The sequence below is a fragment of the Streptomyces sp. DSM 118878 genome, from assembly GCF_052936595.1.
In genome coordinates this window covers 7,381,103-7,402,710 of sequence record NZ_CP193622.1, presented here as the reverse complement: position 1 = coordinate 7,402,710, position 21,608 = coordinate 7,381,103, and the positions used below count along the sequence as shown (strand labels likewise).

General features: G+C 71.5%; 15 protein-coding genes. 6 read left to right on the top strand and 9 right to left on the bottom strand.

Annotation, left to right across the window (positions count from 1 at the left end):
* Nucleotides 1-12: 12 nt before the first annotated feature.
* From ACRAKF_RS32075 to ACRAKF_RS32060, 4 genes are all read right to left on the bottom strand, one after another.
* Nucleotides 13-870, bottom strand: coding sequence for a hypothetical protein (locus ACRAKF_RS32075; protein WP_447041262.1), 858 nt, complete (start codon nt 868-870; stop codon nt 13-15).
* Nucleotides 867-1,418 (bottom strand): SigE family RNA polymerase sigma factor, encoded by a 552-nt coding sequence (locus ACRAKF_RS32070; RefSeq protein WP_447041260.1) that lies wholly within the window; start codon nt 1,416-1,418, stop codon nt 867-869. The genes ACRAKF_RS32075 and ACRAKF_RS32070 overlap by 4 nt, the downstream gene beginning before the upstream one ends.
* Nucleotides 1,419-1,497: 79 nt before the next feature.
* Nucleotides 1,498-3,798: an alpha-xylosidase gene (gene yicI, locus ACRAKF_RS32065; RefSeq protein ID WP_447041258.1), complete on the bottom strand. Its 2,301-nt coding sequence runs from the start codon at nt 3,796-3,798 to the stop codon at nt 1,498-1,500.
* Nucleotides 3,795-6,704 (bottom strand): glycoside hydrolase family 3 C-terminal domain-containing protein, encoded by a 2,910-nt coding sequence (locus ACRAKF_RS32060; RefSeq protein WP_447041256.1) that lies wholly within the window; start codon nt 6,702-6,704, stop codon nt 3,795-3,797. The genes yicI and ACRAKF_RS32060 overlap by 4 nt, the downstream gene beginning before the upstream one ends.
* A gap of 298 nt (nt 6,705-7,002) precedes the next feature.
* Between ACRAKF_RS32060 and ACRAKF_RS32055 the strand changes: the two genes are divergently transcribed.
* From ACRAKF_RS32055 to ACRAKF_RS32040, 4 genes are read left to right on the top strand one after another with little or no spacing between them, the layout of a single operon-like run.
* Nucleotides 7,003-8,679 (top strand): extracellular solute-binding protein, encoded by a 1,677-nt coding sequence (locus tag ACRAKF_RS32055; protein WP_447041254.1) that lies wholly within the window; start codon nt 7,003-7,005, stop codon nt 8,677-8,679.
* Nucleotide 8,680: 1 nt separating this feature from the next.
* Nucleotides 8,681-9,742: an ABC transporter permease gene (locus ACRAKF_RS32050; protein ID WP_447041252.1), complete on the top strand. Its 1,062-nt coding sequence runs from the start codon at nt 8,681-8,683 to the stop codon at nt 9,740-9,742.
* A gap of 19 nt (nt 9,743-9,761) precedes the next feature.
* Entirely contained in the window at nt 9,762-10,688 is a 927-nt protein-coding gene (locus tag ACRAKF_RS32045; RefSeq protein WP_447041250.1) for a carbohydrate ABC transporter permease, read from the top strand.
* Nucleotides 10,689-10,696: 8 nt separating this feature from the next.
* Nucleotides 10,697-12,676 carry a beta-galactosidase gene (locus tag ACRAKF_RS32040; RefSeq protein WP_447041248.1) on the top strand — a complete coding sequence of 660 codons (1,980 nt, stop codon included), beginning with the start codon at nt 10,697-10,699 and terminating at the stop codon, nt 12,674-12,676.
* A gap of 8 nt (nt 12,677-12,684) precedes the next feature.
* Here ACRAKF_RS32040 and ACRAKF_RS32035 read toward each other — a convergent pair whose 3' ends face one another.
* Nucleotides 12,685-13,692 carry a LacI family DNA-binding transcriptional regulator gene (locus tag ACRAKF_RS32035; protein ID WP_447041246.1) on the bottom strand — a complete coding sequence of 336 codons (1,008 nt, stop codon included), beginning with the start codon at nt 13,690-13,692 and terminating at the stop codon, nt 12,685-12,687.
* A 180-nt stretch (nt 13,693-13,872) separates the two neighbouring features.
* Nucleotides 13,873-15,249: a glycoside hydrolase family 6 protein gene (locus tag ACRAKF_RS32030; protein ID WP_447041244.1), complete on the bottom strand. Its 1,377-nt coding sequence runs from the start codon at nt 15,247-15,249 to the stop codon at nt 13,873-13,875.
* A gap of 424 nt (nt 15,250-15,673) precedes the next feature.
* On the opposite strand from ACRAKF_RS32030, the gene ACRAKF_RS32025 reads away from it, so the two are divergent.
* Together ACRAKF_RS32025 and ACRAKF_RS32020 are read left to right on the top strand one after the other, a co-directional pair.
* Nucleotides 15,674-15,853 (top strand): hypothetical protein, encoded by a 180-nt coding sequence (locus ACRAKF_RS32025; RefSeq protein ID WP_447042319.1) that lies wholly within the window; start codon nt 15,674-15,676, stop codon nt 15,851-15,853.
* 51 nt (nt 15,854-15,904) lie between these two features.
* Nucleotides 15,905-18,238 (top strand): WD40/YVTN/BNR-like repeat-containing protein, encoded by a 2,334-nt coding sequence (locus tag ACRAKF_RS32020; protein WP_447041242.1) that lies wholly within the window; start codon nt 15,905-15,907, stop codon nt 18,236-18,238.
* Here ACRAKF_RS32020 and ACRAKF_RS32015 read toward each other — a convergent pair.
* Genes ACRAKF_RS32015 through ACRAKF_RS32005 form a run of 3 tightly spaced genes read right to left on the bottom strand, consistent with a single transcriptional unit; the run spans nt 18,196 to nt 21,583 of the window.
* Complete coding sequence (locus ACRAKF_RS32015; RefSeq protein ID WP_447041240.1) at nt 18,196-19,488, bottom strand: pectate lyase family protein; 1,293 nt, start codon at nt 19,486-19,488, stop codon at nt 18,196-18,198. The two genes, ACRAKF_RS32020 and ACRAKF_RS32015, sit on opposite strands and share 43 nt — an antisense overlap.
* On the bottom strand, nt 19,485-20,246 hold the full coding sequence (locus ACRAKF_RS32010) for a rhamnogalacturonan acetylesterase (RefSeq protein WP_447041238.1): 762 nt from the start codon (nt 20,244-20,246) through the stop codon (nt 19,485-19,487). Before ACRAKF_RS32010 ends, ACRAKF_RS32015 begins: the two co-directional genes overlap by 4 nt.
* Entirely contained in the window at nt 20,243-21,583 is a 1,341-nt protein-coding gene (locus tag ACRAKF_RS32005) for an ABC transporter substrate-binding protein (RefSeq protein ID WP_447041236.1), read from the bottom strand. Before ACRAKF_RS32005 ends, ACRAKF_RS32010 begins: the two co-directional genes overlap by 4 nt.
* Nucleotides 21,584-21,608: the final 25 nt, after the last annotated feature.

The window sequence follows — 21,608 nt, the reverse complement described above, 5'->3', positions numbered from 1 at the left end:
AATCAGTCCACGTCAGTCCCCCGAGGGGGCGAAGTCACCCTTCCACTCCGTGCGTTCACCGGAGGTGCCCGCATCGATCCGGTAGCGGTCCCCGTGCGCGTCCCGCTTGCCCTCCGGGTGGTTGAACTGCCCGGCGAACCGGTGCTCACCCGCGGGTACGGTCCGCCCGGCCTTCAGCGTCCACCGGTAGACGAGGGAGCCGCCCCGCTCCCGCACCGTGACGTCGAAGTCGCCCTCGGGCAGTGAGCGCCAGTTGCCGGTGGACTCGACCTCGGCGCGCCGGTCCACGCGCAGCTCCACGGTGAGCGCGGTCAGCGGCTTCTTCGCCTTGAGGGTGATGTCGCTCTGCGACCAGTACTCGCTGGACCCCGGGTCGATGGACCCGTCCGCCCAGAGCAGCTCGTCGGCGGGCACCTCGACGGGGGTGCGCGGCCGGTCCGCGGGGGTCGAGTGTTTGTCCCCGGCCGGGGGCCGGGCGGACTTCGGGGGCCCCGAGGTCGGCGGCGTGACGGGGGTGCCGTCGGGGCGGCGGGGCGGTGGGGCGGGGTCGCTGCCGTGCTCCGTCGCCGCGGGGGACGGCGCGTCGGGCGTCGCGGTGGTGGCCACGGAGCGGTGGTCGGTCTCGTCGGCGCGCAGGGCCGATGCCACGCCGTAGCCGCCGACCGCGCAGACCCCCGCCACGGCTGCCGTCGCCGTCACCACGCGCAGCCAGGACCCGCCCGCCCTGCGGTCCGGCTTCGGCTGCCGCTCGGGCCGCTGCCCGGCCGCCATGCCCTGCTCGACGCGGGCGCGCATCCGCTCCCGGTCGGGGCGGTGCGCCTGGGCGGCGCCGCGCAGCCGCCTGCGCACCTCGTTGTCGTCGTCCCTCATGTGCTTCCCCCCGTGTCCGCCGTGACGGCGCGCACCCGCTGCCAGGTGGTGTGCGGGCCGAGGCTCCTTTGCAGCTCCGCCATCCCCTTCGACGTCTGGCTTTTCACCGTACCCACCGAGATGCCGAGGGCCAGCGCGGTGTCCTTCTCCGAGAGGTCGAAGGCGTGCCTGAGCACCACGCAGGCCCGCTTGCGGAAGGGCAGCGAGCGCAGCGCGTCCCGCACGTCGACCACGGCGGGTATGTCGGGGTCGGCCACGTCCTCGCCGCGGCCCGACCAGAAGAGGGTGACGCGGCGGCGCTCGCGTACGGCGCTGCGGATGCGGCTGCGCGCCATGTTGGCGACGACGCCGCGGGCGTAGGCGGCCGGGTGCTCGGCGGCGCGCACCCGGTCCCAGCGGTGCCAGAGCGCGAGCAGCGCGTCGGCCGCCAGATCGTCCGCGCCATCCGTCTCGCCCGTCAACAGGTGGGCCAGGCGGGCGAGTTCGGCGTAATGCCGCTCGAAGAAGGCGTGGAACTCGGCGGCCGCGTCATCGACGGCCGAAGGCATAGGTGTCCTCTCTTCCACGGTCCCCGGCGCGGCGCCCACGGTGGGGCGCGCCGGCGTCGCCGTATCGGAATCGCGCACTCTAGCCGGTCGTCGGGCCGGCGAGGACATCGGGCAGGACCACCTCCCCCTCGCCGTGGGCGGACGCGCGCCCGTCGGCCGTGCGGACGTGGAAGGCCCGCGCGGAGCCGGCGGCCCGGACCTTGATACCGTCACCGTGCCGTGTCGCGCGGAAGGTCGCCGCGGGACGTCCTTGCAGGTCGGGCACGGTGACCTCGACGTCGTAGGCGCCGCCGTGAGCAGCCGTTCCGGGGGTGGCGAGCAGCGTCAGCTCCTCAAGCCAGTCGCCGTCGGGGCGCTGTTCGTCGGCGCCCAGCGGCAGCAGGGCGCCGGGGCGCACGTACAGCGGGAGGCTGTCGAAGCCGTGGGTCTCGCGGCGCCAGCAGGGGCCCTGGACGCGCTGTCCGGTGAGCAGGTGGGTCCAGGTGCCCTCGGGCAGGTAGAACTCCACGTCTCCTTCGGCGGTGAAGACGGGGGCGACGAGCAGGTCGGGGCCGAGCATGTACTGCCGGTCCAGGGTGCGGCAGGCCGGGTCGCCGGGGAACTCCAGGAGCATCGGCCGCATCACGGGCACGCCGTCGCGGTGGGCCTCGACCGCGGCCCCGTACAGGTAGGGCATGAGCCGGTGCTTCAGGCGCGTGAACTTCCGGGCCACGTCCACCGCTTCGTCGCCGAACGCCCACGGCACCCGGTAGGAGACGTTGCCGTGCAGACGGCTGTGCGAGGACAGCAGGCCGAAGGCGAGCCAGCGTTTGAAGACCGCCGGGTCGGGGGTGCCCTCGAAGCCGCCGATGTCGTGGCTCCAGAAGCCGAAGCCGCTGAGCGAGAGCGAGAGGCCGCCGCGCAGGGACTCGGCCATGGCGCCGAGCGAGGCGAAGCAGTCGCCGCCCCAGTGCACGGGGAACTGCTGGCCGCCCGCGGTGGCGGAGCGTGCGAACAGGACGGCCTCGCCCGCTCCCCGCTCCTTCTCCAGGACCTCGAAGACCGTGCTGTTGTAGAGCTGCGTGTAGTAGTTGTGCATGCGCTCGGGGTCGGAGCCGTCGTGCCAGACGACGTCGGTGGGCACCCGCTCGCCGAAGTCGGTCTTGAAGCAGTCGACGCCCTGGTCGAGCAGGGCGCGCAGGTGGTCGGCGTACCAGGCGCGGGCGGCCGGGTCGGTGAAGTCCACGAGCGCCATGCCGGGCTGCCACAGGTCCCACTGCCAGATGTCGCCGTTCGGGCGCCTGAGGAGGTGTCCCGCGGCGGCGGCCTCGGCGAAGAGCGGGGACTTCTGCGCGATGTACGGGTTGATCCACACACTGACCTTGAGTCCGCGCTCGCGCAGCCTGCGCAGCATGCCCTCCGGGTCGGGGAAGACGTCCGGGTCCCAGCGGAAGTCCGTCCACTGGTGCTCGCGCATCCAGAAGCAGTCGAAGTGGAAGACGCTGAGCGGCAGGTCGCGCGCCGCCATGCCGTCGACGAACCCGGTGACCGTCTCCTCGTCGTAGTCGGTGCAGAACGAGGTGGAGAGCCAGAGGCCGAACGACCAGGCGGGCGGCAGGGCGGGGCGGCCGGTGAGCGCGGTGTAGCGGCGCAGGACGTCCTTGGGGGTGGGTCCGGCGACGACGTAGTACTCGATCGACTGGTCCTCGACGCTGAACTGGACCTGGCCGACGGATTCCGAGCCGATCTCGTAGGACACCTTGCCGGGGTGGCTGACGAAGACGCCGTAGCCGCGCGAGGAGAGGTGGAAGGGGATGTTCTTGTAGGCCTGTTCGCTGCTGGTGCCGCCGTCGGCCTGCCAGATGTCGACGCTCTGGCCGTTCCTGACGTACGGGGTGAAGCGCTCGCCCAGGCCGTAGATGTACTCGCCGACGCCGAGGGCGAGCTGGGCGATCATGTGGTGGCTGCCGTCAGGGGCGGTGGCGAACCCGGTGCCTCTGCGCTCCACGGCGGTCAGCCGCCGTCCCTCGGCGTCGAGGAACTCCGGCCCCCAGGGCCCCGCGCTGTCCAGGCGCAGGGTGAGCGGGCCGCTGACGAGTTCGGTGACGGTGCCCTCGCGGCGCACCTGCCCGGTGCGCCCGCCGCCGTGCACCTCGAACGCCGGGGCACGCACCGCCTTGCCCGCGTGGTGGGTGGCCCGCACGCCGATGACGCCCTCGGCGGGCGAGAAGCACTCGACGGTGATGAGCGGCGAGTTGAGGGTGTCACCGCGCTCGCGGACCCGCTGGACGGCGGCGTACGCGGTGAACTCCCCCTCGCCCTCGCGGACCTCGCGCACCTCGGTGGCGTACGAGGCGTTCACCCCGTCACGCATCAGCCAGAAGCCGTCGGTGAATTTCATGCGGTGTCTCCCCGCTCTGTGGTGCCGGTGAAGGAGAGGTGCGTCAACCGGACGGGGCCGCGCAGCCGCACGCGCAGGTCGCGCACGCCGGACACGGCGAACCCCGAGACGCAACGGGTGTAGTCGTACACGCCGCCGGTGGGTGGCACGGTGACGGTGGTCGCGGTGCTGCCCGCGATGAGATCGACGGCGCCCTCGCCCGCCGCCTCGACGGTGACGGTGACGGTGCCGGTCCCCTCGCCGAAGTCGCACGCGTGGAAGTGCAGCTCGCCGGTGCCGCCGTCGACGGCCCGCACGGCGTCGCCCGACGTCCTGCTCCGGTCGACGATCTCGGTGCCGCTCTGCGTGTCGTACCCGACGGCCGCCAGGCCGGCCCCCTGTACCGGCCTGGCGCCGGGGGGAGGCCCGTCGAGCACGACGGGCGCGGACAGGCGGATGTCCTGGCTGGAGGCGCCCGCGAGGAGTTCGTACGTGCCGGGCGCCACCGTCCAGCGGTCGTGCCGCACGTCCCAGAACCCCAGGTCGGTCACGGGCACCCGGAACACGAGGCGTCGGCGGGCCCCGGGCGCCAGACCGACGCGGCGGTGGCCGACGAGCTGCCGGTGCGGCAGGGCCACGACGGGTAGGCGGGGCGCGCGGACGTAGAGCTGCGCCACCTCGTCCGCAGCACGGGACCCGGTGTTGGTGACGGTGAACGCGACGCTCAGGGTGTCGCCGTCCCTCTCGGCCGTGAGGTCCTCGTACGCGAAGGAGGAGTAGCCGAGGCCGTGCCCGAACGGGTAGAGCGGCGTGCCGTCGAAGTAGAGGTAGGTCTGCCGGGAGCCGATGATGTCGTAGTCGAACAGGTCGGGCAGGTCGGCGTGGTCGGCGTACCAGGTCTGCGGCAGCCGCCCCGCCGGGGAGACGTCACCGGCGATGACGCGGGCGAGCGCCGCGCCCCCGGCCTGCCCGCCGTGCGCGGTCCACAGCAGCGCGGGCAGCTCGGCGTGGGCGTCGGCGACCGCGTACGGGTAGGAGCTGACCAGGGCCAGGGCGGTGCGCGGCTGGGCGGCGCGGGCCGCGCGCCACAGCCGTTCCTGGTGCGGCGGCAGGCCGAGGGCGGTGCGGTCCTGGGTCTCGCGGCCGTTGATGTGCGGATCGTTCCCGGCGACGACGATCACGGTGTGAGCGGCTGCGGCCACGCGGCGCACGGCGTCCTCGCCGCGCTCCAGGACCTCGACCGTGAACACCTCGGCGCGGTCGGCGGCGACGGCTTCGCCTTCCTCGGCAACCTTCACGCCGTCGGCGGCGACTGAGACGTGACCACCCGTCCCCGTGTGCCGCAGGAGGTGTCCGTCCCCGTGCCCGCTCTCGTGCCCGACCAGTTCGAACGTCTCCTGCACCACCCAGCCGCCCGGCTGGTCCGCCGAGGCCCGCACGAAGCCGTCGCCGGCGACGGAGACGTAGCGCCCGTCCGGCGCCCGCAGCGTCCAGGCCCCCTCGCCCCAGTCGACGAGGGCGAACTCGGTGGCCTGGTCCTCGTCCCCGGTGACGGTCAGCGGCGGCAGGTCGGTGCGGCCCGTCAGGAGCGCCGGGTCGAGGGCGCCCGCGGCCACTCTCGCCAGGGCGGCGGCGCCGGAGGCGGGCACGCGCAGCCAGCCGCCCGCGCACCGCAGGCGCACCCGGTCCGCGCCCTCGGCGAAGGTCACCCGGTCGGCGCCGAAGCGCTCACGCAACCCGTCGAGCAGGGAGCTGCGGCGGATCAGGGTGCCGCTGTACCAGTCGGTCCTGCACTCGTCGGCGAGGATTCCGACGACCGCGACGCGGGCGTCCCCGACGGGGGGCGCGAGGGGCAGCAGGCCGTCGTTCTTGAGCAGGACGACGGCCTGCTCCGCGGCCTCGCGGGCCAGCTCCTGGTGTTCGGCCGTGTCGATGCCGTGCGCGTCCGTCACCTCGTACGGGCCGCCGTCGGGGTCGAACTCGCCGAGCCGGAAGCGGACGGTCAGGTGCCTGCGTACGGCCGTCCCGATGTCGGCCTCCGTCAGCAGGCCGTCCGCCAGGGCGCGCCGCACGCGGCCCAGGATGACCTGCGCGTCGGTCCCGTGGTCGGTGAAGCTGTCGACGCCGGCGACGAGGGCCGCGGCGACGGCCTCCTCATGGGTGTCGAAGTAGTGCTGGGAGTCGACGAGGTTGCTCGGCGCGCCCGCGTCGGAGCAGACGAACAGCTCCTCGTCGGTCCAGCGCCGCAACTCCTCGCGCAGGTGGGGCGAGAGGTGGTTGGGGCGGCCGTTCACGAGGTTGTAGGCGGGCATCACCCCGGCGACCGCGCCCGCCTCGACGGCGGCGCGGAAGGCGCGCAGGTCGTACTCGTGCAGGACGCGCGGTCTGACGGAGGCGTTCGACGTGTCCCGCCGTGTCTCGTTGTTGTGCGCGAGCCAGTGCTTGAGGACCGGGGCGGTGCGCCAGTACGCCGGGTGGTCGCCGCGCAGGCCGCGGGTGAACGCGGCGGCGAGGGCGGAGGTCAGGTGCGGGTCCTCCGCGTAGCCCTCCTCGTTCCTGCCCCACAGCGGGTGGCGCAGCAGGTTCACCGTGGGCGCCCAGACGTTGAGGCCGACGCGGTCGTCGCGCGAGCGCATGGCGCGTGCCTCGACGGCGACGGCCTCGCCGACCCTGCGCAGCAGGTCGTCGTTCCAGGTCGCGCCCAACCCGACGGCCTGCGGGAAGACCGTCGCGGGCCCCATCCAGGCGACACCGTGCAGGGCCTCCTGGCCGGTGCGGAACGCCGCGACGCCGAGCCGGTCGACGGCGGGCGCGAACTGGTGCAGGAAGGCGACGCGCTCATCGGTCGTCAGGCGCGAAAGCAGGTCGTCCACGCGCTTGTCGAGCGGAAGTCCGGGGTCACGGAACGGCGGCGGGCTCTCGGTCACGTGCGGGTCCCCTCGGCGGACGGCGGCGGGCTGGACGGCGGAACGGAATGCTCACTTCTTCGAAGCGCTTCGATGCTCATGCCCACACCGGTGCATGTCAAGACGAGAGGCACGGCCGACCCGTTTGATCCCGTACTGCTGGCGGAAAAGCCAACAGCTCCGCAGGTTTGAGGAATTCGCGTTCAACTCTTGTTACGGCAGGGACGTTCACTTAACCTCGCTGCAACATCGAAGCGCTTCGAAAGCCGACCGGCGGTCACCGCCGTGTGTCAGGGCGCGCGCCACGAAGGGTTGAGCAATGACTGCGAACTCCCCCTCCACCGGCTCCGGACCCAACCGGAGAACGTTCCTCGCCTCCTCCGGGCTCGCCGCGCTCGCCGTGGCCGGCGGGGCACCGCTGCTCGCGGCCTGCGGGGGCGGCGGGTCGAAGAACGAGGGCACCACGACGGGGAAGAAGCTCAAGGACCTGCTCCCGGCGTACGTCCCCTCCGACCTCGCCGCGCCGGACATCCCGGCCAAGAACGGCTCGGCCGCGGGTTTCACCAAGGCCCTGCCCGCGGCCGAGCTCAAGGCGTCGGTACCGAAGAAGCTGGGCAAGGGCGGCGAGTTCACCGTCATGGCACCGATCTGGGGGAACGTGCCCAAGCAGGGCAATCCCTACTGGACCGCCATGGACGAGGCGGCGGGCGTCCGCGTCAAGTGGCAGAACCAGCAGGGCGACACCTACGGCCAGAAGCTGGGCGCGGTCCTCGCCTCCAGCGGCGTCCCGGACGCCGTGGTCGTGCCCGGCTGGGAACTGACCGGCAAGATACCGAGCGCCATCGCCAACAAGTTCGCCGACCTCGGCCCCTATCTGAGCGGCGACAAGGTCAAGAGGTACCCGAACCTCGCCGCGATCCCGACCGGCGCCTGGCAGCGCTCCGTCTTCGGCGGCAAGCTGCGCGGGCTGCCGATGCCCGCGGCCACCACCCCGAACATCGCGCCCTTCTACCGCACGGACCTCTTCGAGAAGGAGGGGCTCGAAGCGCCCACCAGCGCCCAGGAGTTCTACGACCTGTGCAAGCAGCTCAACTCGCCCAAGAACAAGGTGTGGGCGTGCGGCGACATGACCTGGGCCGCCTGGAACATCTTCGGCGTACTGCCGGAGAAGCCGTACTACTGGAAGCTCGTCGACGGCAAGCTCGTCAACCGCTACGAGACCGACGCCTACCTCGAAGCCCTGGAGTGGTCGCGCAAGCTCTACTCGGCGGGCTTCGTCCACCCCGACGCGAAGGCCGAGACCGGCAGCATCGGTGACCTGTGCGCCGCGGGCAAGGTCTGGATGTACTGCCAGGACCTGTCCGACTGGTACGGCAAGGCGGCCGTGCAGCGCGTGGACGACAAGAAGTTCCGCATGGAGGCGTTCGACTACTTCGCCCCCGACGGCGGCGCCCCCACCCTGTACGCGCGCCCGCCCGCCGACATCTGGACGTTCATCAGCGAGAAGGCCGACGAGAAGACCATCCGCGACATCCTGGCCCTCGCCGACTTCACGGCGGCGCCCTACGGCTCCAAGGAGCAGCGCCTGCGGATGTACGGCGTCGAGGGCGTCCACCACACCTACGAGGACGGGGTCCTCACCAAGAACGGCAAGGGCAACAACGAGGTCTTCTCGACATACGAGTACCTCGCCTCCCCCGCGCCCTTCGTCGCCTACGCCGATCTGCCCGACGTCACCCGGGGCATGGTCCAGTGGCAGCAGCGGCAGGGCGAGCACATGAAGAAGCCCCTCTTCCACGGCATGATGATCATTGAGCCGACGCGGTACACCGAGCTGAACGCCGAGTTCGAGGACCTGGAGAAGGACATCGTGCGCGGCCGCAAGAAGGTCTCCGACATGCAGCGCGCGGCCTCGGACTGGAAGTCGGGCGGCGGCGACAAGCTGCGCGACTGGTACCGCGGGCTCCTCGACGAGACCGGCGACTCGGCGGCCTGAGATGGCACACACCACAGCCCGGGCGCGCGGCGCCGCGGACGAGGCGGAGCCCGCCCCGGCCGGCGGGCCACCCCGCTCCCGCGCTTCACGCGCCTCCCGTGCCTCCCGCGCCTCTCGCGCGCGGAAGGCCGACGCCCGCGTCCCGCTGCGCCACCGGCTGCGCCGCGACCGGGTCCTGCTCCTGATGGTCCTTCCCGCGCTGCTGCTCCTGCTCGTCTTCAACTACGTACCGCTGATCGGCAATGTCGTCGCCTTCCAGGACTACGACCCCTACATCGCGGACAACGCGTTCCAGGCGATGTCGCAGAGCCCGTGGATCGGCTTCGAGCACTTCCGGCACATGGCCGAGGACCGGCTGTTCTGGCAGGCGGTCAGGAACACGCTCGCCATCTTCGCGATCCAGCTCACGCTGTTCTTCCCGGTGCCGATCCTGCTCGCGCTGTTCGTCAACAGCTTCGTGCGGCCCCGGGTGCGGGCCGTCGCCCAGGCGATCCTCTACCTCCCGCACTTCTTCTCCTGGGTCCTCGTCATCACCGTCTTCCAGCAGATGTTCGGCGGGGCGGGCCTGGTCGCCCAGGTGCTGCGCGACCACGGCCACGAAGGCTTCGACCTCATGACCGACCCGGCTCTCTTCAAGTTCCTCCTCACCTTCGAGATGGTCTGGAAGGACGCGGGGTGGGGCGTCATCGTCTTCCTCGCCGCGCTCGCCGCGGTCAGCCCCGAGCTGTACGAGGCCGCCGCGATGGACGGCGCGAACCGCTGGCGGCGCATGTGGCACATCCAACTGCCGGCGCTGCGCCCGGTCGTGGCCCTGCTGCTCGTGCTCCAGGTCGGCAACGCGCTCACGGTCGGCTTCGAGCAGATCCTGCTCCAGCGGGCGGCGGTGGGCCCCTCCGCCTCCGAGGTCCTGGACACCTACGTGTGGAACACCGGTCTGGACAACGGCAACTTCGGCTACGGCGCCGCCATCGGCATCGTCAAGGGAGTCTTCGGCCTCCTGATGGTGCTCGGGGCCAACAAGGCCGCCCACCTCATGGGCGAGCAGGGGGTGTACAAGCGATGAAGCGTGAGGTGTACGAGCGATGACTGTGCTCAGCTTCGGCATCAAGCCGGGCAGCCGTACCGGTCTGCGGCCCGTGTGGGAGGAGCCGCCGACCCGCGCCGGTCTCGCCACCAAGGGCGTGACGCTGGCCCTGGTCTGTCTGGCCGTCCTCTTCCCCATGTGGGTGGTGGTCGTCACCAGCCTCTCCTCGGTGCGCACGATCACCGGGACGGGCGGCCTCGTGGTGATCCCGCGGGGTGTCACCTTCATCCACTACCAGGAGCTGCTGGGCGGCGGCCAGGTGTCGCGGGCCGCGCTGGTCAGCGTCGGCGTCACGGTCGTCGGGACGCTCTTCAGCATGGCGGTGTCGGTCCTGTGCGCCTACGGCCTCTCACGGCCGGGGTCCGTGCTGCACCGGCCGATCCTGATGGTGATCGTCGCCACGATGTTCTTCGGGGCGGGGCTCATCCCCACGTATCTGGTGGTGCAGGGGCTCGGCCTGACCGACAGCTATCTGTCGCTGATCCTGCCGAGCGCCATGAACGTCTTCAACATCCTGGTGCTGCGGGCGTTCTTCATGGGCACGGCGCAGGAACTGATCGAGAGCGCCCGCCTCGACGGCGCGGGTGACCTGCGCATCCTGTGGCGGATCGTCATGCCGCTCTCGCGGGCGGTGATCGCGGTGATCACCCTCTTCTACGCGGTGGGGTACTGGAGCGCGTGGTTCAACGCGTCCATCTACCTCAGCGACCCGGACATGATGCCGCTCCAGAACGTCATGCAGCAGCTGGTGATCAAACAGCAGCGGCCGACCGGCCTCAGCCAGGCCATCAACACCGGGCACCTGTCGCCGCTCGCCATCCAGATGGCCGTGATGGTCCTCGCGCTCCTTCCGGTCGCCGTCCTCTCCCCCTTCGTGCAACGGCACTTCAAGCAAGGCATGCTCACCGGCGCTGTGAAGGGCTGAACCCACCGATGCCTTCCCTCGACGACACCACCCGCGGCCGCGTCCTGTTCGGCGGCGACTACAACCCCGAGCAGTGGCCCGAGGAGGTCTGGCACGACGACGTGCGTCTGATGCGCGAGGCGTCGGTCACCTCCGTCACCCTCGGCGTCTTCTCCTGGGCCAAGCTGGAACCCCGGCCGGGCGCCCGCGAGTTCGGCTGGCTCGACCGGCTGATGGACCTCATGGACGAGCACGGCATCGGGGTCGTCCTCGCCACACCGACCTCCGCTCCCCCGCCGTGGCTCGGCCGGCTCCACCCCGAGACGCTGCCCCGCGACGAGAACGGGCAGGTCGAGTGGTGGGGTTCGCGCCAGCACTTCGCGCACTCCAGCGCCGTCTACCGCCGCTGCGCCGCGGCCATCACCGAGGACCTGGCCGCGCGCTACGCACACCACCCCGCGCTGCGCATGTGGCACATCAACAACGAGTACTGCACCTACGACTGGGGCGACGAGGCGGCGGCCGCGTTCCGCCGCTGGCTCCGGGCCCGGTACACCTCGATCGACGCGCTCAACACCGCCTGGGGCACCGCCTTCTGGGGCCAGGTCTACGACAACTGGCGGGAGGTCCTGCCGCCGCGCCGCGCCCACTACCTGAAGAATCCCACCCAGGTCCTGGACTTCAAGCGCTTCACGTCGGACGCCCTGCTCGAGTGCTACCTCGCCGAGCGCGACATCGTCCGCGCCCACACCCCGCACCTGCCGGTCACCACCAACTTCATGCCGCTCTGGCCGGGCCAGGACGGCTGGAAGTGGGCGGGCGAGGAGGACGTGGTGTCGGTGGACGTCTACCCCGACCCCAAGGACCCGCTGGGCGGCCGGTACGGCGCTCTCGTCCAGGACCTCACGCGCTCGCAGGCCGGTGGCGGCCCGTGGATGGTGATGGAGCAGGCGGCGGGACAGGTGAACTTCCGCGGCGTCAACCGCCCCAAGCCGGCCGGCCTGAATCGCCTCTGGTCCTGGCAGGCCGTGGCGCGCGGCGCCGACGCCGTCTGCTACTTCCAGTGGCGGCAGTCCCGGCAGGGCGCGGAGAAGTTCCACTCGGGGATGGTCGGCCACGCGGGCGCACAGGGCCGCGCCTTCCAGGAGGTGAAGCGCCTGGGCGCCGAACTGGCGCGGCTGGGCGGTGAGGTGAGCGGCGGGCGCGTACCCGCGCAGGTGGCGGTCCTGCACGACTGGGACTCCTGGTGGGCGGGACAGCAGGATGGCCGCCCCTCCGACCGGCTCGACCACGCGGAGACGCTGCGGGCGTGGCACGGCGCCCTGTGGGACGCACACCTGACGGCCGACTTCGCCCACCCCGAGCACGACCTGTCCCCGTACAAGCTCGTCGTCGTCCCGCACCTCTACCTCCTCACCGACACCGCGATCGACAACCTCCTCGCGTACGCGGCGGGCGGCGGCTCCGTCGTCTGCGGCTTCTTCACCGGTGTGGCCGACCGCGACGACCGAGTACGGCCCGGCGGCATGGACGCCCGGCTGCGGGACCTCTTCGGCATCCGTACCGTGCACGAGTGGTGGCCCCTCGACGCCGACGAGAGCGTCGACTGCGGGGAGTTCACCGGCACGCTCTGGTCGGAGGAGCTGGAGCCCACGCGGGACGCCGTGCCGGAGGCCTCCTACCGGGGCGGCGAACTCGACGGCATGCCCGCGGTGCTGCGCCGGGGCCGCGCCTGGTACGTCTCCACCCTCCCCGCACCGGCCGCCCTGCGCGACCTGCTCGCACGGGTGGCGGCCCTGGCCGGCGCACGGCCTCCCCTCGACGGCCTCCCCCGGGAAGTGGAGGCCGTGCGCCGCGGCGACCTGCTGTTCCTGCTGCACCACGGCCGCGGCGAGGTGAGCGTCCGCGTACCGGGTCGCCACCGCGAGCTGCTGTCCGGCGACGCCGTGGAGGACACGCTCACACTCGGCCGCTACGGGGTGGCCGTGCTGCGGGAGGCCACTCCGTAGTCAGTGGGTCAGCCGGGAGCGTTTCCCGTGCTGGCCCGCACCGTCAGCTCCGGTGCGATCAGCGTGACGTCGTCCTCGTCGTCCCCCGCCAGCTTGGCGATGATCCGCTCCACGGCCCTGCGGCCCATCTCCTCGGCGGGGATGGAGACCGAGGTGAGCCGCACCGATGCCTGAAGGGCCACCTGGTCCGGGCAGACCGCGATCACCGAGATGTCCTCGGGAACGGCGCGGCCCTGCTGGCGCAGCAGGCCGAGCAGCGGCTCCACGGCCGACTCGTTCTGGACGACGAAGCCGGTGGTGCCGGGCCGCTCGTCGAAGACGCGGGCGAGCGTGGCCGACGTCGGCCCGTACCCCGCGTCGCAGGGCCGGTGCAGCAGCCGCACGCCCTGTTCGCGGGCGCCGGTGCGCAGGCCCTCCAGGGTGCGCTCGGCGAAGCCGGTGTGCCGTTCGTAGACGGCGGGGGCCTCGCCGATGACGGCGATGTCACGGTGGCCGAGCCCGGCCAGGTGCTCCACGCAGAGCGCGCCCGTCGCCACGAAGTCGAGGTCGACACAGGTCAGGCCCGCCGTGTCGGCGGGCAGTCCGATGAGCACCGCGGGCCGTGTGCTCTCGCGGAGCAGCGGGAGCCGCTCGTCGTCCAGCTCGACGTCCATGAGGATCATCGCGTCGGCGAGTCCGCTGCCCGCCACGCGGCGCACGGCCGCGGGGCCCTCGTCGCCGGTCAGGAGCAGCACGTCGTAGCCGTGTGTGCGGGCCGAGGTGGCGATGGCGATGGCGATCTCCATCATCACCGGTACGTACATGTCGGTGCGCAGCGGCATCATCAGGGCGATGACGTTGGACCGGCTGCTCGCCAGGGCGCGGGCGCCCGCGTTCGGGTGGTATCCGAGCTGCTCGATGCTGCGCTCGACGCGCTCGCGGGTGCCGGTGGAGATCGACCGCTTGCCGCTGAGGACGTAGCTCACCGTGCTGGCCGAGACTCCGGCGTGCTTGGCGACCTCGGCTAGGGTGACCATTGAGCTCTCCGGTCCGGTCGGGGCGGCGGCGCATCGTGGCGAAACGCTTCGACGCACGCCGCTGTGGTGAAGGCGCAGTTGAGCCTCCGACCCTATGTGGGCGCCCACGACAAGTCCAGGGGCGAGTCGAAGCGCTTCGACTCGCCCCTGGCGACCGTCGCCCCACGGTTCTCCCGGTGGTTACACCGCCGGGTGCGCGTTCTTCAGGAGCTCCTGGAACTGGGCCGAGAACCAGTGGCCGGAGACCGGGGCGTCGGGCAGTGCGCCCGTCTTGTTGTGGTTGTTGCGCGGGTTCCCCTCGTACGTGGGATCGCACATCCGGTCGAAGCCCTTGCCCTCGTCGTTCGGGATCTGCTTGCTCGATCCGTCGGACTCGCCCGGCGGCTTCATCCACACGTAGGCGTCGATGCCGGCCTCCGGTGCGGCCTTCGGGCGTTCGCCGAGACCCGCGCCGGACTGGTTGCACCAGTTGCCGAGGTGGATGCGGCGGTCATAGCGCCCGCCGTTGACGTAGGAGTCGACGTCCGTCTTCGGGCCCGGGCCCTTCGGGCGTGCCGCGCCGCCCCAGCCGTTGCGGGAGGTGTCGATGAGCATGCCGATGTCGGACCGGAAGCCGGTGCTGACGAGCTGGTTGCGGAAGGCCTGGGCGAAGGACAGCTCGTCGGTGTAGCGGTTCCAGTCGACCCACTTCGACTCGCGGACGGAGCGGCCCCCGACCGAGTCCCCGATCGTGAAGTTCTCCTCCTTCAGGGCGCTGTAGTTGGCGGTGTTGGTGATGAAGCCGTGCACGTTGTCGACGGTGCTGCCCTCGGCGGTGGCGGCCTGGCGGAAGACCTGCGCGGACGCGGCGAAGTTGTCGTCCCAGCCGATCCAGCCGTGGTGGCCCGCGTCGATGTAGTTGTAGACGTTCGGGACGGCGCCGAGCTGCTTGAGGGCGTAGCCGACGCCCTTCACGTAGTTCCCGTTGGCCTTCATCACGTCGCAGGCCGGGGTCGCGGTGGGGCGGCCCGAGGTGTTGGTGACGAGGTTGGGCAGCGAGTCGATCTCGATGGTCGTGACGATGCGCAGGCCGGAGTACTTGGACTCGCCGAGGATCCTCGCGATCGGGTCGATGTACTCGTGCTTGTAGCGGTCGATCTCGGTGGGGCCGAGTTCACCGTTGGAGGCGAGGGCCGCGCAGTCCCGGCCCGGCAGGTTGTAGATGACGAGCTGGACGACGCCCGCGCGCTGCTGGAGTGCCGCGTCGAGGTGCTGGCGCAGGCCCATCTTGCCGTTGCCGCCCGCGATCGCGGCGATCCTGTCGAGCCAGACGCCGGTGGGCTGGTCGGACACGGCGCTGCCGCCCGGCTCGGCGGCGGCCTTCTTCGACCACTCGGGGTTCACGTACACCTTGGCGCCCGCGTAGGGGTTGTCGACGCGGGCGGCGGCCGCCGCGGCCGGGCTCTCGCCGGTGAGGGCGACGGCGGTGCCGCCGCTGACGGCGAGCACGGTGGAGAGGGCGAGCAGGAGCGTGCGCGATCTGCGGTGCGTGCGGATGCGGGGATGGTTGCGGCTCATGTACGGGGTCCTGCCTCTCGGGAGTCGATCACGGACCTCTGACGTGAAGTCACCGCGGGGAGAAGAAAAGGTTGCCGGGTTTCCCGATAAATCTTCGCCACTTCTCCGTCGAATGGATTCGGCACAGTGAGGCACGCGAGAACCCTTGACAACTTCAAGTACCACAAGGATTTTGGGAGCGCTCCCACCTTTTCCGGCAGAAGGGCACCCCCATGCGTCCATCACCCGCCCCCGCCGAGCACGGGCAGCCCCTGAGCCGCCGCCGCATGCCGGCCGTCAGTGCGGCCGCGGCCGCCATCCCCGCCGTTTCCTCCCTTGTCCCCGCAGGTCAGAGCGCCCATGCCGCCAAGGCGTCGCGGCCACCCCGTACGAGCGACGGCTATTTCTCGCCAGAGGGCATTCCTATCCGATATGGCCGCAAGCCATGTACGGCAAATTCATGATCCCCTCGCGCGCGGACCAGCCGACGAACAGTTTCTCCAATGCGTCGAAACCGGCTGCGTTCGCGTACGGCACCGATGACATCTACGGCATGCGCCGGCTCCAGGACGTCGACAACACGTCGCTCCGGGAGACGGCCGCGACGGAACTCCTCGCATCCTGAACGATCCGCCCCCGCCCCCTCCTGCCCCACCCGACGTGCGAAGGGACCCCCATGCCCCCTACGCCCCGCGCGCACAGAGCGCGCGTGCTGCCCGCCCTCCTCGGCCTGCTCGGCGGACTGCTCGCCGGTGGCCCGGTGGCGACCGCCGACGACCACACCCCCGCGTCCGCGACGGCCGCCGAGAGGTACGACTGGAAGAACGTCCGCGTCGACGGGGGCGGCTTCGTCCCCGGCATCGTCTTCAACCGCTCCGAGCGCGACCTCGCCTACGCCCGCACCGACATCGGCGGCGCCTACCGCTGGCAGGAGTCCGCCAAGTCCTGGAAGCCGCTGCTCGACTCGGTCGGCTGGGACGACTGGGGCCACACCGGCGTGGTGAGCCTCGCGTCCGACTCCGTCGACCCCGACCGGGTGTACGCGGCCGTCGGCACGTACACCAACGACTGGGACCCGGGCAACGGCGCCGTCCTGCGCTCCGCCGACCGGGGAGAGACCTGGCGCAAGACCGACCTGCCGTTCAAGCTCGGCGGCAACATGCCCGGCCGCGGCATGGGCGAGCGCCTGGCCGTCGACCCGCACGACAACGACGTGCTGTACCTGGGGGCACCCAGCGGCAAGGGCCTGTGGCGCTCCACGGACGCGGGCGCCACCTGGAAGCAGGTCACGGACTTCCCCAACCCGGGCAACTTCCAGCAGGACCCGGGCGACACGACCGGCTACAACTCCGACAACCAGGGCATCGTCTGGGTCACCTTCGACGAGTCGACGAAGGCCGGGGGCAAGACCGGGACGCTCTACGTGGGCGTCGCCGACAAGGCCAACTCCGTCTACCGCTCCACCGACGGCGGCGGCAGCTGGTCACGCGTGGCGGGCCAGCCGACCGGTCTGCTGGCCCACAAGGGCGTCCTCGACGCGGAGAACGGCTACCTCTACCTCGCCTACAGCGACCGGGCCGGGCCCTACGACGGCGGCAAGGGGCAGGTCTGGCGGTACGCGACGAGGACCGGCGAGTGGAAGAACGTCAGCCCGGTCGCCGAGGCCGACACCCACTACGGCTTCAGCGGTCTGACCGTCGACCGGCAGCGCCCGGGCACCGTCATGGTCACCGGTTACAGCTCCTGGTGGCCCGACACCCAGATCTTCCGGACCAGGGACAGCGGCGCCAACTGGACGCCGGCGTGGAGCTACTCCGCGTATCCGGCGCGCGAGAACCGCTACACCATGGACATCTCCTCCGTCCCCTGGCTGTCCTGGGGCGCGAACCCGGCGCCTCCCGAGCAGACCCCGAAGCTCGGGTGGATGACGGAGGCCCTGGAGATCGACCCGTTCGACTCCGACCGGATGATGTACGGCACGGGCGCCACGGTCTACGGCACGGAGAACCTCACCCGGTGGGACGCGGCGGGCGGCAAGTTCACCATCACACCCATGGTGAAGGGCCTGGAGGAGACCGCCGTCAACGACCTCGCCGCTCCCCCGTCCGGGGCGCCCCTGCTGAGCGCGCTCGGCGACATCGGCGGCTTCCGGCACACGGACGTCACCAAGGTGCCGCCGCTGATGTACACCTCGCCGAACTTCACGACCACGACGAGCCTCGACTACGCCGCGGGCGATCCGGACGCGGTCGTCCGGGCCGGCAACGCCGACGCGGCGCCCCGCGTGGCCTTCTCCACGGACAACGGCGCCACCTGGTCGGGCGGGCAGGAGCCCCCGGGCGTCACGGGCGGCGGCACGGTCGCCGCGGCGGCCGACGCGAGCCGCTACGTGTGGAGCCCGGAGGGCGCCGGGGTGCACACCGCCACCGGCCCCGGGTCCGCGTGGACGGCCGCCGAGGGCATCCCGCGGGGCGCGGTGGTCGAGGCGGACCGGGTGGACCCGAAGAGGTTCTACGGCTTCAAGTCCGGTGTCTTCTACGTCAGTTCGGACGGCGGCAGCACCTTCGCCGCGAAGGCGTCCGCCGGCCTGCCCACCGAGGGCCCGGTGAAGTTCCAGGCCGTGCCCGGCAGGAAGGGCGACATCTGGCTCGCGGGCGGCAAGGCGGGCGGCACGTACGGCCTGTGGCACTCCACGAACGGCGGTACGAGCTTCACCAAGGTCGGCGGCGTCCAGGAGGCCGACACCATCGGCTTCGGCAAGGCGGCGCCCGGCGCCAAGTACCAGACGCTCTACACCAGCGCGAAGATCGGCGGCGTGCGCGGCGTCTTCCGCTCCACGAACGCGGGCGCGAGCTGGGTGCGCGTCAACGACACCAAGCACCAGTGGGGCTGGACGGGGGCCGCCATCACCGGCGACCCCAACGTCTACGGCCGGGTGTACGTGGCGACGAACGGCCGCGGCATCGTCTACGGCGACACCGCGGCCCGGCCTCCGGCACCCGCTCGGTGACCCACCACGTGCGGCACCGCGCGCGGGTGGTCGACGTGGGTGCGCAGGCGCGGGGTCCAGCCCGCACCGGACTGGAGCGTCTCCTCGGGGAACTCCGCGTTGTGCGCGGCGATGAGGTCCACGCGCTTGCCGTTGACGTAGTTGTGGCGGGCGGTGACGGGCGCCTCCTTCCACTTCTTCAGGACGCGTCCGGCGCCGGTCCCGCCCGGCAGGGTGAACGCGTTGGCCTCGGCCACGAGCCGGGACTCGGCGCCGATGCCGAAGGAGTACTGGTAGCCGTCGCGCGGTACGACGTAGTGGTTGTTGTAGGCGTCGACCTTGCCGAAGCGCACGCGCGGGGCGCGCTCCACGATGTCCCTGAACAGGTTGTGGTGGAGCGTGACGCGGAGCTTGCCGCGGTCGGTGTCACCCGCGCTGTCGCTGTTGCCGATCATGAGGGTCTTGTCGTGGTCGGCGAAGACGTTCCAGGAGACGGTGACGAGGTCGGCGCCGCGCACGACGTCCAGCTCGCCGTCGTGCCGCTGGTAGAGCTCTCCGTAGTAGGAGGGCAGCGAGCTGTCGGGGTGGGCGCCGTCGGTGAAGGTGTTGTGGTCCAGCCAGACGTGTGTCGAGCCGTACACCACCGCGCTGTCGTACTCCGAGTTCCACGCGCCCCGCTCGCCGTCGGTGGGGTCCCACTGCGGGAAGCAGTCCAGGGGGCTCTCCAGGGTGAGGTTGCGGACGACGACGTTGTCCACATCCTTGATCTGGAGGCTGCCGCCGACGATCCCGGCGTCCTTGCCGACCCCCACGACGGTCGTGTCGGAGGGGACGTACGCCTTGACGGCGGCGGCCTGGCGGGCCGCCGAGGCCGCGCGCAGGTCCTCCTGCTCACCACTGACCGGCCGGTCCCTGCCCCACACGGCCGGGTCGTACGCGGCGAGGTACTTCTCGAAGTCGTACCCCGGTGCCTCGAACGCCGCGCAGCCGCCCGCCCCGGTGGCGTCGAGGGTTCCCCTGACCTTGATGATCCGGGGTCCCTCGCCGTCCGCCGCGAGCGCGGCGGTGAACTCCTGCCACGTGGTGACCGTGTAGGTGCGTTCGGCGCCCGCGCCCGCGCCGCCGGTCGTGCCGCCGTCGGCGGACGCCCATCCGTCGTGCGCGGGCAGGGTGTCGCGCGCGGGCGCCGGGCGCGCCGACGCCGTCGCGGGGACGGCGAGGGCGAGGGCCGTGCAGCCCGCGATCAGGGTGAGGGCGACGCGCATCGTCATGCTCCTTCTTCCGGGAACAGTGCAGGTGCCGGTGCTGGTGCCGGCTCGGGTGGCCAGGTGATCCAGGACGCGGGGACCGCGTCGTCGAGGCGGCGCACATCACCGCGGGCGAGCACCCCTTCGCGCAGCAGCTCCGCCGCGACCATGCGGGCGAGAGCGATGGCACCGGGCGGGTTGAAGTGGGTGTTGTCCTGTTCGTACACGGTCCAGTTGAAGTAGCGCTTCGTCTCCTCGGCGCCGAGCTTGTCCCAGAGCGCGAGGGACAGCGCCTGGACGTCGAGGAGCGCCGCGCCCTCCTCGACGGCCAGGGCGCGCATCGCGTCCGGGTAGTCGCCGTGGGTGGGCAGGGCGGTGCCGTCCTCGTCGAAGCGCCGGCGTTCCACGGAGGTGAGCAGCACGGGGCGCGCGCCACGCGCCCGCGCCCCGGCCACGTACTGCCGCAGGTACTCCTGGTAGGCCGTCCACGGCTCGGTGTACCTGGCGGGGGCCTCGCGCTTCTCGTCGTTGTGGCCGAACTGGACCAGGAGGAGGTCGCCGGGGCGGATCGCGGCGAGGACCGCGGCGAGGCGGCCCTCGTCGACGAAACTCTTCGAACTCCGCCCGTTGACCGCGTGGTTGGCGACGTCCAGCGCGGGGCGCAGGAAGAAGGGCAGGGCCATGCCCCAGCCCGTCTCGGGCGCGGCGGACGCGTACTTCTGGGCGGCGGTGGAGTCACCCGCGAGGTACAGCGTCCGCCGGCCGGGGCCCGCAGCGGTCACTGACGCTCCTTCTTCCACTCCGCCTGCGCCTCGTTGAGCTGCTCGGCGAGCGAGTCGAGGAAGTCCTTCGCCGACATCTTGCCGAGCATCACCTTCTGGAGGTTCGGCTCGTTCTCGGCCTTGCTGATGGTGTTCCAGTCGGGCAGGTAGTACGGCAGCTGCACGATCTTCAGGGAGCCGTCGTTCAGTGCCTCGGCGGCCAGCTTGGTGGGCTCCGACTTCTTCACCCACGGGTCCTTGGCGGCCTCGGTGTTGGCGGGAATGGCGCCCGCCGACTCGTTCCACTTGCTGTTGGACCGGTGGGAGGCCGCGAACTCGATGAACTTCCAGGCCGCCTTCTTGTTCTTGCTCGACTTGAAGAGGCCGAGCCCGTCGACGGGGTTGGACACCTGGACCCGTACGCCCGCCCCGGTCGTCGGGTTGGGCAGGCCGCGGAACTTGCTCTCGCCGAGCGCCTTCACGTGGTCCTGGTAGGAGCCGAGGTTGTGGCTGAGCATGCCGATCTGGCCGCTGTCCCACTGGGCGACCATCTTGGTGAAGTCGTTGTTGAGGTCGGCGGACGGCGTGGCCTGCTTGTAGAGGGAGACGTACTTGTCGAGGGCGGCGACGTTCTTGGGGTCGTTGACGGTCGTCTCGTCGCCGTCCCAGAAGTCGCCGATGCCGGACTGCCCGTACATCGCGTCGAGGGCCTGCGCGATGGAGCCCTCGCCGCCGCGGATGGTGTAGCCGAAGCGGTTGTCGCCCTTGTCGGTGAGCTTCTCGGCGGCCTCGTAGAACTTCGGCCAGGTGGTGGGCGCTTGCAGGCCCGCGGCCTTGAACAGGTCGGTGCGGTAGTACAGGACGCCGTTGCTCGCGGAGGTCGGCACGGTGTACAGCTCGACGCCGCCGCCCGCCGCCCGCACGCTCTCGACCATCCCCGAGTTCAGCTCGTCCTTCAGCGGGCTCTTCTCGACGCGCTTGTCCAGCGGCTCCAGGGCGTCCTGCGCGGCGATACCGGCGAGCATGGCCGCGCCGACGCCCCCGACGTCGGGGAGGCCACCGCCCTGGATGGCGGTGTCGTACTTGGACTGGACGTTCTCGGCGGGCACGCCGACGTACTTGACGTCGATGTCGGGGTTCGCCTTCTCGAAGTCCTTGATGATCTCCTGCCAGATGTCCTGCCGGACGGCCGTGTTGTTGTCCCAGAAGACGACCTCGCCCTTGCCGCTGCCCTCTCCGCCCTTGTCCCCCGCCGCTCCGCTGCCGTCGTCACCGCAGGCGGTGGCGGTCAGCGCGAGGGCGGTGGTGAGGGCGAGCGCGGCGGTGGTGCGGCCTCTGCTGCGGTTGCTCGTGGTCATTGCTGCGGCTCTCTTCTCGTGAGGT